Source organism: Pseudomonas sp. 4CAES_32.4 (assembly GCF_058136335.1).
The window spans coordinates 1,274,462-1,287,944 of record NZ_CM176882.1 but is presented as its reverse complement, the minus strand read 5'-3'; the positions used below and the strand labels follow the sequence as shown (position 1 = coordinate 1,287,944).

At 58.6% G+C, this 13,483-nt stretch carries 10 protein-coding genes; all 10 read right to left on the bottom strand.

The window, feature by feature from the left end:
* Positions 1-237: 237 nt before the first annotated feature.
* Positions 238-1,566, bottom strand: coding sequence for a tRNA lysidine(34) synthetase TilS (gene tilS, locus AC3Y64_RS05630; RefSeq protein WP_489986724.1), 1,329 nt, complete (start codon positions 1,564-1,566; stop codon positions 238-240).
* Positions 1,567-1,698: 132 nt separating this feature from the next.
* Complete coding sequence (locus AC3Y64_RS05625) at positions 1,699-2,646, bottom strand: acetyl-CoA carboxylase carboxyltransferase subunit alpha (protein WP_158960639.1); 948 nt, start codon at positions 2,644-2,646, stop codon at positions 1,699-1,701.
* A gap of 139 nt (positions 2,647-2,785) precedes the next feature.
* The gene (gene dnaE / locus AC3Y64_RS05620) at positions 2,786-6,307 is read right to left on the bottom strand and encodes a DNA polymerase III subunit alpha (protein WP_489986723.1); all 3,522 of its coding nucleotides are present in this window, start codon (positions 6,305-6,307) and stop codon (positions 2,786-2,788) included.
* Between the two features lie 76 nt (positions 6,308-6,383).
* Positions 6,384-7,010 carry a ribonuclease HII gene (gene rnhB, locus AC3Y64_RS05615; protein WP_007908845.1) on the bottom strand — a complete coding sequence of 209 codons (627 nt, stop codon included), beginning with the start codon at positions 7,008-7,010 and terminating at the stop codon, positions 6,384-6,386.
* Between the two features lie 11 nt (positions 7,011-7,021).
* Entirely contained in the window at positions 7,022-8,152 is a 1,131-nt protein-coding gene (lpxB, locus tag AC3Y64_RS05610) for a lipid-A-disaccharide synthase (RefSeq protein ID WP_489986722.1), read from the bottom strand.
* A 2-nt stretch (positions 8,153-8,154) separates the two neighbouring features.
* Complete coding sequence (gene lpxA, locus AC3Y64_RS05605) at positions 8,155-8,931, bottom strand: acyl-ACP--UDP-N-acetylglucosamine O-acyltransferase (RefSeq protein WP_034156326.1); 777 nt, start codon at positions 8,929-8,931, stop codon at positions 8,155-8,157.
* On the bottom strand, positions 8,928-9,368 hold the full coding sequence (fabZ, locus tag AC3Y64_RS05600) for a 3-hydroxyacyl-ACP dehydratase FabZ (RefSeq protein ID WP_003222142.1): 441 nt from the start codon (positions 9,366-9,368) through the stop codon (positions 8,928-8,930). Before fabZ ends, lpxA begins: the two co-directional genes overlap by 4 nt.
* Before the next feature lie 106 nt (positions 9,369-9,474).
* Positions 9,475-10,530 (bottom strand): UDP-3-O-(3-hydroxymyristoyl)glucosamine N-acyltransferase, encoded by a 1,056-nt coding sequence (gene lpxD, locus AC3Y64_RS05595; protein WP_489986721.1) that lies wholly within the window; start codon positions 10,528-10,530, stop codon positions 9,475-9,477.
* A gap of 3 nt (positions 10,531-10,533) precedes the next feature.
* Complete coding sequence (locus tag AC3Y64_RS05590; protein ID WP_122591360.1) at positions 10,534-11,037, bottom strand: OmpH/Skp family outer membrane protein; 504 nt, start codon at positions 11,035-11,037, stop codon at positions 10,534-10,536.
* A 45-nt stretch (positions 11,038-11,082) separates the two neighbouring features.
* Entirely contained in the window at positions 11,083-13,458 is a 2,376-nt protein-coding gene (gene bamA / locus AC3Y64_RS05585) for an outer membrane protein assembly factor BamA (RefSeq protein ID WP_489986720.1), read from the bottom strand.
* Positions 13,459-13,483 lie beyond the last annotated feature (25 nt).

Sequence of the window (13,483 nt, the reverse complement as noted above, 5' to 3'; positions counted from 1 at the left end):
CGCCGGGGAAAGCGAAGGAAGGCCGAAGCCCCCGATCACCTGCATTAATCACAGTGCACCTTTCAAAAAAACCGCCGCGTTGGGACAGACCGGCAGATGAAACACCGGTACGTTGCTCGCTACACATTTTTTGGAATCGCCCAGCAAAGACTGCTTGGTAATCGGCAACTCCTGTAATTCAGGCGAATCCACAGAAGTTGTATCAAGAAGGGAGCGTAGTCTACCGGAATGCTCCTTTCAGCTCAAACCTTGATCTTCGTCTGTTGGCTGCCAATGCAATTTCCACGCGCCGTGCTCAGGGCCGTCAAGACCCGTCAGGTTCGCCACTGCGAGCAGTTCCTCGCCGCGAAACAGCAGCGGCAATCTGCCACGCACAAAACCCGGCACCGCACGTTCATTGAGCAAGCGCTTGAGGTCGCGATGACCGCGACCCACCAACTGCATCACTTCGCCGCCCTGTCGGTAGCGAATCTGCAAAGGTCCGACGGGAGTCTGCCCGCTGAACATGACACGTCCGTTATCGGCCAAGCGTAGCGCTGAAGACGGGGTCTGCCACTCGCAACCGATCACTGGCGTACGCAGCCAGTCACCGCTGAGCCACCACAGACGACCGGCACTGCGGTGCAACTCGCCATCGGCCAGACACCAGATCGGTGACGCATCAGGAGCGGCATCGCACAGATCCGCCCAACCCGACCAATGGTCGGTGTCAGGCAGGCGCGTCAGCGGCTCAAGCCAGTGACTGAGGGCGTTTCGCTGGCGGGCGGCAGACAACACCGCCAGCGGCGCCAACTCCAGAGACGGTAATCCCAGCCATTCGAATTGATGAGCGGTGGAGGCTTGCGTCAGATCGATCAGCGCCAGCTCATCCAGCAGCCCTTGGGCTTCACGCAGATGCGCAGCACTGCGAGCCAGGCTCGCCTGCGCTTGCGGCCAGCGCTCGCTCATCAACGGCATGACCTGATGCCGCAAATAATTGCGCGAGAACTGCCGATCTTGATTCGACGGGTCTTCGATCCAGCTCAATTGATGAGCTTGGGCATACGCTTCGAGTTCAGTCCGGGAAACATCGAGCAATGGACGAATCAGCGTCCCTTGCCCTACCGGACGCTGTCGCGGCATCGCGGATAGTCCACGCACACCGGCACCGCGCAACAGACGAAACAGCAGCGTTTCTGCCTGATCATCGCGATGCTGGCCAGTCAGCAAGACGTCATTGGCCTGGGTCAGCGAACTGAACACCGCGTACCGCGCATCCCGCGCCGCCCGCTCCAGACTCGCGCCCGACCGAACTGTCACGCGCTCGATCAACAGCGGCACGCCCAGCCCATCGCAGACCGACTGGCAATGCTGCGGCCACGCATCAGCCACAGCCTGAAGGCCGTGATGGATATGAACTGCGCTTAACGGAGGGAGGGATTCGGATGTTGCGAGATGGGCAAGAAGATGCAGGAGGACAGTGGAATCAAGGCCACCGGAGAACGCGACGCGCCAGTGAGCGGCATTGCGCCAAGGCTCAAGGTTCAGCAGAAGCCGGGAAGGCAAATCAATCATGGACTGACCCATATCTAGCTCTTTGCCCCAAAACAAATGTAGGAGTGAGCCTGCTCGCGATAGCGGTGTGACAGCCAACACATTGGTTGAATGTTACGCCCTCATCGCGAGCAGGCTCACTCCTACAGAGGTATTGCGTTCGACTCAGAGACCGTAACTCATCAGTCGATCATAACGACGCTTCAACAGCGCTTCGTTATCGAACTTCTTCAGCATCGCCAGTTGCGAGCTCAGCTCGGCACGGATCGATGCAGCCGCAGCCGCCGGATCACGGTGGGCGCCGCCCAAAGGCTCGCCAATCACCTTGTCGACAATGCCCAGGCCTTTCAGACGCTCGGCGGTGATGCCCATCGCTTCAGCAGCATCCGGGGCCTTTTCTGCGGTTTTCCACAGAATCGAAGCGCAACCTTCCGGCGAGATCACCGCGTAGGTCGAGTATTGCAGCATGTTCAACTGGTCGCAGACGCCGATGGCCAGTGCACCGCCGGAACCACCTTCGCCGATAACGGTGGCGATGATCGGGGTCTTCAGGCGCGACATCACACGCAGGTTCCAGGCAATCGCTTCGCTCTGGTTGCGCTCTTCAGCGTCAATACCCGGGTAGGCACCCGGGGTGTCGATGAAGGTCAGGATCGGCATTTTGAAACGCTCGGCCATTTCCATCAGGCGGCAAGCCTTGCGGTAGCCTTCCGGACGCGGCATGCCGAAGTTGCGGCGTACCTTCTCGCGGACTTCACGGCCCTTTTGGTGACCGATGATCATCACCGGTTGGTCTTCCAGACGGGCGATACCGCCGACGATTGCCGCGTCGTCAGAGAAATGACGGTCGCCGTGCAGTTCGTCGAACTCGGTGAAGATGTGCTGGATGTAGTCGAGGGTGTACGGGCGTTTCGGGTGACGCGCCAGGCGTGCGATCTGCCAGCTGGTCAGCTTGCCGAAGATGTCTTCGGTCAGCGTTTTGCTCTTGTCCTGCAGGCGGGAGATCTCATCGCCGATATTCAGCGAATTGTCATTACCGACCAAGCGCAACTCTTCGATCTTGGCTTGCAGGTCGGCGATCGGCTGTTCGAAATCTAGAAAATTCGGGTTCATAGGCGTCCGTCTTGGGTCGTGTCCCAAATGAGCTTGGGCCGGCCGGTTGTCTATTCGCGCCCTACCTTAAGGGAGAGGCGCGCTGAGGTCGAGATTAAAAATTCAGGTTGCGGGCAGGCGCAATGATGGCACCTGCCGGTCAACGGTATTGGAGGAAGACGTTGTCTCGCCCGAACTGGTCACGCAGAGCCTGAATCAAGGCATCCGCCGGATCAATTCGCCAAGTCTCGCCGAACTGCAGCAAGGTCTTCGCATCCGGGCTGGTGTACTCCATGGTGATCGGGCACGCGCCGCGATGACGCTTGAGCAGATCGCCCAACCAGCGTAGCTGATCGCCTTTCAGATCCTGCGTCTGCAGCTTCAGGCGCAGACTTTCGGCGAGGTTGGTGCGCGCATCTTCCATGCTCATCACGCGCTTGACCCGCAGCTTCAGGCCGCCGGAGAAGTCGTCATTGCTGACCTCGCCTTCTACGACCACCATCGCGTCAGTCTGCAGCAACGACTGCGCCGCATGGAACGACTCGGAAAACAGCGAGGCCTCGATGCGTCCAGAGCGGTCATCCAGGGTAATGAACCCCATCTTGTCGCCCTTCTTGTTCTTCATGACCCGCAGCGCAATGATCATGCCTGCGACGGTCTGGGTATCTCGCGCCGGTTTCAGATCAATGATGCGCTGGCGGGCAAAACGACGGATTTCACCTTCGTATTCATCAATCGGGTGACCGGTCAGGTACAGGCCCAGGGTGTCTTTCTCCCCTTTGAGCCGCTCCTTGAGCGTCAACTCCTTGGCCTTGCGATGGTTGGCGTAAACGTCAGCGTCTTCTTCGACGAAGAGTCCACCGAACAGGTCCGAGTGCCCGCTGTCCTGAGTGCGTGCAGTTTGTTCGGCGGCCTTGATCGCCTCTTCCATGGCCGTCAGCAGCACCGCGCGGTTGCGGTCGATGTTGGCTTGGTAGGCTTTTTGCTCATCGTGGAAGTACGGGCCAAGGCGATCCAGAGCGCCGCTGCGGATCAAACCGTCGAGCGTGCGCTTGTTGATGCGCTTGAGGTCGACCCGGGCGCAGAAATCGAACAGATCCTTGAACGGCCCGCCCTCGCGCGCCTCAGTGATCGCCTCAACCGGCCCCTCGCCCACACCCTTGATTGCGCCAAGACCATAAATGATGCGGCCTTCGTCGTTCACCGTGAACTTGAACTCCGAAGTATTCACATCCGGCGCGTCGAGACGCAGCTTCATGGTGCGAATTTCTTCGATCAAGGTCACGACCTTGTCGGTGTTGTGCATGTCCGCCGACAGTACCGCGGCCATGAACGGCGCCGGGTAGTGGGTTTTCAGCCAGGCGGTCTGGTACGACACCAGACCGTAAGCAGCCGAGTGAGACTTGTTGAAGCCGTAACCGGCGAATTTTTCCACCAGGTCGAAAATGTTACCGGCGAGGTCGGCGTCGATATTGTTGGTCTTGCAACCTTCAATGAAACCACCGCGCTGCTTGGCCATCTCTTCAGGCTTTTTCTTACCCATGGCGCGACGGAGCATGTCTGCGCCGCCGAGGGTGTAGCCGGCCATGACCTGGGCAATCTGCATCACCTGTTCCTGATACAGAATGATGCCGTAAGTCGGCGCCAGAACAGGCTTGAGGCCTTCGTACTGGTAGTCCGAGTGCGGGTACGCCAGTTCGGCGCGACCGTGCTTACGGTTGATGAAGTCGTCAACCATGCCCGATTGCAGCGGGCCCGGACGGAACAGGGCCACCAGTGCGATCAAGTCTTCCAGGCAGTCGGGCTTGAGTTTTTTGATCAGCTCTTTCATGCCGCGGGATTCAAGCTGGAACACCGCAGTGGTTTCCGCTTTTTGCAGCAGCGTGTACGTCGGTTTGTCGTCGAGCGGGATAAACGCGATGTCCAGCGGCGGCTCGTCGATCTTGGCGCGGTCGCGGTTGATGGTCTTCAGCGCCCAGTCGATCACCGTCAACGTCCGCAGACCGAGGAAGTCGAACTTCACCAGACCGGCCGCCTCAACGTCGTCCTTGTCGAACTGGGTTACGAGACCGTCGCCAGCCTCGTCGCAATAGATCGGCGAGAAGTCAGTCAGCTTGGTCGGCGCGATCACCACACCACCGGCGTGTTTACCAACGTTACGCACCACGCCTTCAAGCTTGCGCGCCATCTCCCAGATTTCCGCGGCCTCTTCATCGACCTTGATGAAGTCTCGGAGGATTTCTTCCTGCTCGTAGGCTTTTTCCAGGGTCATGCCGACTTCGAACGGAATCATCTTCGACAGACGATCCGCCAGGCCATAGGACTTGCCCTGCACCCGCGCCACGTCGCGCACCACAGCCTTGGCGGCCATGGAACCGAAAGTGATGATCTGGCTTACCGCGTTGCGGCCATATTTCTCGGCCACGTAATCGATGACGCGGTCGCGCCCGTCCATGCAGAAGTCGACGTCGAAGTCGGGCATCGATACCCGTTCCGGGTTAAGGAAACGTTCGAACAGCAGGTCGTATTCCAACGGATCGAGGTCGGTGATCTTCTGCACATAAGCCACCAGCGAACCGGCACCCGAACCCCGGCCAGGACCTACCGGCACGCCGTTGCTCTTGGCCCACTGGATAAAGTCCATAACGATCAGGAAGTAACCGGGGAAGCCCATCTGGATGATGATATCCAGCTCGAAATTCAGGCGGTCGACGTAGACCTGACGCTTGGCTTCGTAGTCTTCGGTAGTGTCTTTCGGCAGCAAAACCGTCAAGCGTTCTTCGAGACCGTCGAAGGACACCTTGCGGAAATATTCATCGATGGTCATGCCATCGGGAATCGGGAAGTTGGGCAGGAAGTGAGTGCCCAGTTTCACTTCGATGTTGCAGCGCTTGGCGATCTCGACGGTGTTTTCGATGGCGTCGGGAATATCGCTGAACAGCTCGATCATTTCCTCGGCGCTTTTCAGGTATTGCTGATCGCTGTAGTTCTTCGAACGTCGCGGATCGTCGAGAGCGCGGCCCTCACCGATGCACACGCGGGTTTCGTGGGCGGCAAAGTCTTCCTGCTTGATGAAGCGCACATCGTTGGTCGCCACCAGCGGCGCGCCGAGTTTGTCAGCCAGAGCGACAGCACCGTGCAGTTGCTCTTCGTCGTTGGGGCGGTTGGTGCGCTGGATCTCCAGATAGAAACGATCCGGGAATACCGACATCCACTCACGGGCCAAGGCTTCGGCTTCGGCCGGGTTGCCACCGATCATAGCCATGCCGATCTCGCCTTCTTTAGCGGCGGACAGCATGATCAGGCCTTCGTTGGCCTCGGCGACCCACTCGCGCTCGACGATGATCATGCCGTTGCGCTGGCCTTCAATGAAGCCGCGCGAAATCAACTCGGTGAGGTTGCGATAGCCCTTGGCGTTCATCACCAACAGGCTGAGCCGGCTCAGCGGTGCATCCGGGTCTTTGTTCGACAGCCACAGGTCGGCACCGCAGATTGGCTTGATGCCCGCGCCCATGGTGTTTTTATAGAATTTGACCAGGGAACACATGTTGTTCTGGTCGGTGACCGCGACGGCAGGCATGTTCATGCCAGTCAGGGCCTTGACCAGTGGCTTGATCCGCACCAGCCCGTCGACCAGGGAGTATTCAGTGTGCAGGCGTAGATGAACGAATGAAGCCGGCATAGTGATCCTGTCCAGTTACATAGAGACAACAAGGCCCGGATTGTACCGGGCCTCGAACAAAACATCAGCCTTGCGACTAAACCTGCGTCAGGCCTTCGAGCGCTTCATAAGCCTGACGCACCGGGGCGAACGAGCGCCGATGAATCGGCGTCGGGCCGAGACGCACCAACGCTTCCAGATGAACGGGCGTCGGGTAGCCCTTATGGCCGCCGATGCCGTAACCCGGGTAGATCAATTCGAATGCAGCCATTTCACGATCGCGGCTGACCTTGGCCAGAATCGACGCGGCAGCGATGGCCGGCACCTTGCCGTCGCCCTGCACCACCGCTTCGGCACGCATCGGCAATTGCGGGCAGCGGTTGCCATCGATCATCGCCAGTTTCGGCTGAATGTGCAGCCCGGCAACCGCGCGCTGCATGGCCAGCATGGTTGCGTGAAGAATGTTCAGCTCGTCGATTTCTTCGACTTCGGCACGGGCGATGCACCAGCTCAGGGACTTCTCGATGATTTCGTCGTAGAGCTTTTCGCGCTTGGCCTCGGTGAGTTTTTTCGAGTCGTTGAGACCGAGGATCGGCCGGTTGGGATCGAGGATCACCGCTGCCGTCACCACTGCACCGCACAACGGGCCGCGCCCAACTTCATCGACGCCGGCGACCAGTTCTTCGACTTCGGCGACCAGGGTGAAATCCAGGCCCATCTGCATGCTTGTCTTGCTCATCGTGTCTGACCGATCAGGTTGAGGACGGCGTCCGCCGCCTGATTGGAGGCATCCAGCCGCAGCGTGCGGTGGATTTCATCGAAACCACGGGTCTGTTCTTCGCCGCCTTCGATCAGCGGCGACAGGGTCTGGGCCAGCGCTTCGACCGTAGCATCATCCTGCAACAATTCTGGCACCAGCAGACGCTGGGCCAACAGGTTTGGCAGGGACACGTACGGGCTCTTGACCATGCGCTTGAGGATCCAGAACGTCAGCGGCGCCAGACGATAAGCCACCACCATCGGCCGCTTGTATAGCAGCGCTTCGAGGGTGGCGGTGCCAGAGGCAATCAGCACGGCGTTGCACGCAGCCAGCGCCAGATGCGACTTACCGTCGAGCAGGGTCACCGGCAGGTCGCGGCTGGCAAGCAGCTCTTCTAGCTGCGCTCGGCGCTCGGCATTGGCGCAAGGGATGACGAAACGCAGCCCCGGACGCATCGCACGCAAACGCTCGGCGGTATCGAGGAACAGCGCACCCAGTCGCGAGACTTCGCCGCCACGGCTGCCGGGCATCAACGCTACCAGCGGGCCGTCGGGCAAGCCCAGTTCGGCACGCGCCGCAGCGCGATCGGCTTCCAGCGGAATGGTATCGGCCAGCGTGTGGCCGACGAACCGCACCGGCACACCTTTTTCTTCGTAGAATTTTGCTTCGAACGGCAGCAACGTGAGCATCAGGTCGCAGCCTTCGCGGATCTTCAGCACGCGTTTCTGCCGCCACGCCCACACCGACGGGCTGACGTAATGCACGGTCTTGATCCCGGCCTGACGCAGCTTCAGTTCGATATTGAGATTGAAGTCCGGTGCATCGATGCCGATGAACACATCCGGCTTTTCAGCGATCAACGTGGCGATCAGGTCTTTGCGGCGCTTGAGCAGCTCGCGCAGACGCCCGAGGACTTCCACCAGGCCCATGACCGACAAGCGCTCCATGGGAAAATAGGACGTCAGGCCTTCAGCCTGCATCAACGGGCCACCGACACCGATGAACTCGACCGCCGGATGCTGCGCCTTGAGGGCGCGCATGAGACCGGCGCCAAGAATGTCACCGGAAGCTTCACCCGCCACCAGCGCAATACGCAAACTGGCCATGATCAGCGGGTGATGCCGCGAGTCGACGACTGAATGGAATCGCGGAATATCGCGACTTCCGGGAACTGTGCGGCAGGTTCGGCCAGCTCAGCCAATGCCTGCTCGACCGTCAGGCCTTGGCGGTAGACGGTTTTGTAGGCGCGACGCAGGGTGTGAATCGCATCTTCGCTGAAACCACGACGGCGCATGCCCTCGAAGTTCATGCTGCGCGCTTCGGCCGGGTTGCCGAACACGGTGACGAACGCCGGAACATCCTTGCCAATCGCGGTGCCCATACCGGAGAAACTGTGCGCGCCAATGTGGCAGTACTGATGCACCAGAGTAAAACCGGAGAGGATCGCCCAGTCATCGACATGCACGTGGCCAGCCAGCGCGGTGTTGTTGACCAGAATGCAGTTGTTGCCAATGACGCTGTCGTGACCGATGTGGGCATAGGCCATGATCAGGTTGTGATCGCCCAGCGTGGTTTCCGAACGGTCTTGCACGGTGCCACGGTGAATGGTCACGCCCTCTCGGATGACGTTATGGTCACCGATGACGAGACGGGTTTCTTCACCTTTGTACTTCAGATCGGGCGTGTCTTCGCCTACCGAGGAAAACTGGTAGATGCGATTGTGCTTGCCGATGCGGGTCGGGCCTTTGAGGATTACATGCGGCCCGATCACGGTACCCTCGCCGATTTCCACACCTGCGCCGATGATCGACCACGGGCCGACCTCGACGCCGTCAGCCAGAACGGCCGACGGATCGATGATTGCGCGAGGGTCAATCAAACTCATAGCTTGCGTTCCGCGCAGATGATTTCAGCGGAGCAGACCGGCTTGCCGTCGACCGAAGCCTGGCACTCGAATTTCCAGATCTGACGCTTGCAGCTGATGAACTTGGCTTCGAGGATCAACTGGTCGCCCGGCAGCACTGGCTGGCGGAAGCGCAGCTTGTCGGAACCGACGAAGTAGTAAAGCGTGCCGTCGGCAGGCTTCACATCAAGCATTTTGAAACCGAGGATCCCGGCAGCCTGAGCCATTGCTTCGATGATCAGCACGCCCGGCATAATTGGATGCGCCGGGAAGTGACCATTGAAGAACGGTTCATTGATGCTGACATTCTTGTAGGCGCGAATGCGCTTGCCTTCAGTGTCCAGTTCCACCACCCGGTCCACCAGCAGGAACGGGTAACGGTGAGGCAGGTATTCGCGAATCTCGTTGATGTCCATCATTTCGGGGGGAAGCCTATGTAAAGATTGGGAGCGCGACTGACGCGCACTCCTCTAGCAAATCAAGGAGGCAGTCTAGAGGCTGTGCACACTTGATATGGAAATGGTATCAGCCATCTGATGAAGCATTGCCGTCAGGGGTCACTTCCCCTACGCGCTTTTCCAGCTGTTTCAAACGTCGCGCGATGTCATCGAGCTGACGAATACGGGCCGCGCTTTTGCGCCATTCGGCCGCCGGTTGCATGGCTGTTCCGGAAGAATAGGCACCCGGCTCGGTAATCGAGTGAGTCACCATGGTCATCCCGGTCAGGAAAACGTTGTCGCAAATATCGATATGACCGACCAGACCAACGCCACCGGCCAGCATGCAATGCTTGCCGATTTTGGTGCTGCCGGAGATGCCCACGCACGCGGCCATGGCGGTGTGATCACCGACCTGGACGTTGTGCGCAATCTGAATCTGGTTATCGAGCTTCACGCCGTTGCCGATCACGGTATCGGCCAGCGCACCGCGATCGATGGCAGTGTTCACGCCAATTTCCACATCGTCGCCGATGGTCACGCCGCCGATCTGGGCGATTTTCTGCCAGATGCCTTTTTCGTTGGCAAAGCCGAAGCCTTCGCCACCGAGCACGGCACCAGACTGGATCACCACTCGCTTGCCGATGCGCACGTCGTGATAGAGCGTCACGCGTGGTGCGAGCCAGCCGCCTTCACCGATTTCACTGCGCGCGCCAATGAAGCAATGCGCGCCCAGTGTTACCTGCGCAGCGATTCGCGCGCCTGCTTCGATCACCACGAAGGGACCGATGCTGGCGGTTGGATCAACCACAGCGTCATCCGCAATCACCGCTGACGGATGGATACCCGCCGTGGCTTTTGGCTTCGGATCGAACAGGTGGGAGATACGCGCATAGGCCAGGTAAGGATCAGGCACCACTAGCGCATTACCGGCAAAACCCTCGGCATCGGCCTCTTTGAGCAACAGAGCTGCTGCTTGGGAGCCGGCAAGAAACTTGCGGTATTGAGGGTTTGCCAGAAAGCTCAACTGAGCTGGGCCGGCCTCTTGCAAAGTGGCCAGCCCAGTAATTTGCTTCTCCGGGTCGCCACGCAGGGTGGCGCCGAGGAACTCGGCCAACTGGCCGAGTTTGATAGTCGCGGTCATGGGTTACTTCAGCTGATTCATGCGCTCGATAACCTGGCGCGTGATGTCGTACTGAGGTTTGACATCAATCACTGCGCCACGCTCGAACACCAGGTCAAAACCACCTTTCTTGATGACTTCTTCCACTGCGCTATCCAGTTTCGGCTTCAGTTGCTTGAGCATTTCGCGGTCAGCAACAGCTTTGGCTTCGTTCAGTTCCTTCGACTGGAACTGGAAGTCACGGGCCTTTTGCTTGAATTCAAGCTCCAGACGCTCACGCTCGCCTTGCTGCATTTTGTCGCCACCGGCCATCAGACGATCCTGAATGCCTTTGGCGCTGCTCTCCAAGGTTTTCAGCTTGCTCAGTTGCGGACCGAACTTCTTCTCGGCATCCACGGCGTACTTCTTGGCGGCGTCGGATTCGAGCAAGGCCATCTGATAGTTCAGAACAGCGATTTTCATGTCGGCAAATGCCGGGCCTGCCACCATCAAGGAGGCCAGGAGAACCAATTGAGTCAACTTACGCACGATGCACTCCTACAAAATCCATTGTCGTTATCTTGGGTCAGACGCTTAGAACGTCTGGCCGAGGGAGAATTGGAACACTTGAGTTTCAGCCTCATCCGGCTTCTTGATCGGCATGGCCAACGCGAAGCTCAGAGGACCCAGTGCGGTGACCCAGGTCACACCCACACCCACGGAACTGGCCATGTTGCTCAGGCTGATGTCGTTGCACTTGGTGTTCGACGTCGAGCCGTTAGCATTGGTAGTGTCCTTGCACTGCGAGTCAAATACGTTACCCACATCCCAGAATACCGAAGTACGCAGGGAACGCTGATCCTTGACGAATGGCAGCGGGAACAGAACCTCGACGCCACCCTGGATCAGGACGTTACCACCGAACGGCAGCGGATCCTGGTCCGGGTCAGCCAGCGTACCCGGGTTATTACCACGGCTCGGCGTACTGCGCGGGCCAAGGGTGCTGTCCTTGAAGCCACGAACCGAGTTGAAACCACCAGCATAGTAGTTTTCATAGAACGGCAAGCCGTCGGTTCCACCGTAGCCGTCGCCATAACCCAGCTCAGTATGCAGACGCAGGGTGTAGTTCTCGGTGATCGGCTGGAACAGCTGACCACGGTAATCAAGTTTGTAGAACGACAGGTCGCTGCCTGGAATAGTCGATTCCAGCGTCAGGCTCTGCGAACGACCACGGGTCGGCAGCACACCTTTGTTCAGGGTCGATTCAGACCAGCCGGCCGACGCCTTGAAGTTCAGGTACTTGTCGCCTTCCTTGTTAACGAAGTCGAAAATCTCGTCAACGGTGTAGGTCCCGGTCTTGATCTCGTCCTGTTGAACGGACAGACCAAAGGTCAGACGCGAAGTCTCGCTGATCGGGTAACCAACGTTAACGCCGGCACCCAGGCTGTCTACCGCATAGCTTGCTACGTCGACGTCGAGGTCTTTGTAGTCAGTAGTGCGATAGAACGCGTTGTAACCCAGGCTCACGCCATCGGCGGTCCAGTACGGGTCAACGTAGCCGAAGTTGTAGCGGCTCTGGTATTCGCTTCGAGTCAGACCGACGCTGACGCGGTTACCGGTACCGAGGAAGTTGTTCTGGGTGATCGAACCACCGAGGATAAGACCGGCACTCTGGGCAAAACCGACGCTGGCGGTAATCGAACCGGAAGCCTGTTCTTCCACGGCGTAGTTCACGTCAACCTGGTCGTCGACACCTGGCACAGCCGGGGTTTCAACGTTGACTTCTTTAAAGAAGCCCAGACGCTCAAGACGGGTTTTGGATTGGTCGATCAGGTAGGTCGAAGCCCAGCCGCCTTCCATCTGACGCATTTCACGACGCAGCACTTCGTCTTCGGACTTGGTGTTGCCACGGAAGTTGATGCGGTTGACATAGGCACGCTTGCCCGGATCGACAGCAAACAGGATGTCGACAGTGTGGTCATCATCGTGTGGCTGAGGCACGCCGTTGACGTTGGCGAAGGTGTAACCCTCGTTACCCAGACGACGGGTGATCAGTTCGGATGTGGTGGTCATCAGCTTGCGCGAGAACACCTGGCCTTTCTGCACCAGCAGCAAGGATTTGACCTGGTCTTCAGGGACTTTCAGATCACCGCTGAGCTTGACGTCACGAACGGTGTACTTCTCGCCTTCAGTCACGTTGACGGTGATGTAGACGTGCTTCTTGTCAGGGGTGATGGACACCTGGGTCGAAGCGATATCCATGTTGATATAGCCACGGTCCAGGTAGTAGGAACGCAGACGCTCCAGGTCACCGGACAGTTTTTCACGGGCGTACTTGTCATCGTTCTTGAAGAACGACAGCCAGTTGGTGGTTTTCAGTTCGAACAGGTCGGTCAGGTCTTCCTCGGGGAACACCGTGTTGCCCACCACGTTGATGTGCTGAATGGCGGCAACGGTACCTTCGTTGATGTTGACTTTCAGACCCACGCGGTTACGCGGCTGCGAGACCACTTCGGTATCGACGGTAGCCGAGTAGCGGCCTTGCGCAACGTACTGACGTTGCAGTTCGTTACGTACACCTTCGAGGGTGGCACGCTGGAAGATCTCGCCTTCGGCCAGACCGGATTGCTTGAGGCCCTTCATCAGGTCTTCAGTGGAGATCGCCTTGTTACCCTCGATCTCGATACTGGCGACGGATGGACGCTCGACAACCGTGATTACCAGTACGTTGCCTTCGCGGCCCAGCTGGATATCTTGAAAGAAACCGGTTTTGAACAACGCACGAGTGGATTCCACCAGGCGACGATCATCCGCCTGCTCGCCGACGTTCAACGGCAAGGCACCAAAGACACTACCCGCGGAGACCCGCTGGAGGCCATTGACGCGAATATCAGAGATAGTGAAGGACTCGGCGTGAACTTCGGCGATCATCAATACGGTGAGAACCGCAGTTAGCAGCAGACGTTTCATGAAGTCCTTTCTTATTCCAACTGGC

What these genes read in the sequence shown, in the direction of transcription:
- tilS (WP_489986724.1), bottom strand. Translation starts at nt 1,566, where the DNA reads ATGGGTCAGTCCATGATTGATTTGCCTTCCCGGCTTCTGCTGAACCTT.
- AC3Y64_RS05625 (WP_158960639.1), bottom strand. Translation starts at nt 2,646, where the DNA reads ATGAACCCGAATTTTCTAGATTTCGAACAGCCGATCGCCGACCTGCAA.
- dnaE (WP_489986723.1), bottom strand. Translation starts at nt 6,307, where the DNA reads ATGCCGGCTTCATTCGTTCATCTACGCCTGCACACTGAATACTCCCTG.
- rnhB (WP_007908845.1), bottom strand. Translation starts at nt 7,010, where the DNA reads ATGCAGATGGGCCTGGATTTCACCCTGGTCGCCGAAGTCGAAGAACTG.
- lpxB (WP_489986722.1), bottom strand. Translation starts at nt 8,152, where the DNA reads ATGGCCAGTTTGCGTATTGCGCTGGTGGCGGGTGAAGCTTCCGGTGAC.
- lpxA (WP_034156326.1), bottom strand. Translation starts at nt 8,931, where the DNA reads ATGAGTTTGATTGACCCTCGCGCAATCATCGATCCGTCGGCCGTTCTG.
- fabZ (WP_003222142.1), bottom strand. Translation starts at nt 9,368, where the DNA reads ATGATGGACATCAACGAGATTCGCGAATACCTGCCTCACCGTTACCCG.
- lpxD (WP_489986721.1), bottom strand. Translation starts at nt 10,530, where the DNA reads ATGACCGCGACTATCAAACTCGGCCAGTTGGCCGAGTTCCTCGGCGCC.
- bamA (WP_489986720.1), bottom strand. Translation starts at nt 13,458, where the DNA reads ATGAAACGTCTGCTGCTAACTGCGGTTCTCACCGTATTGATGATCGCC.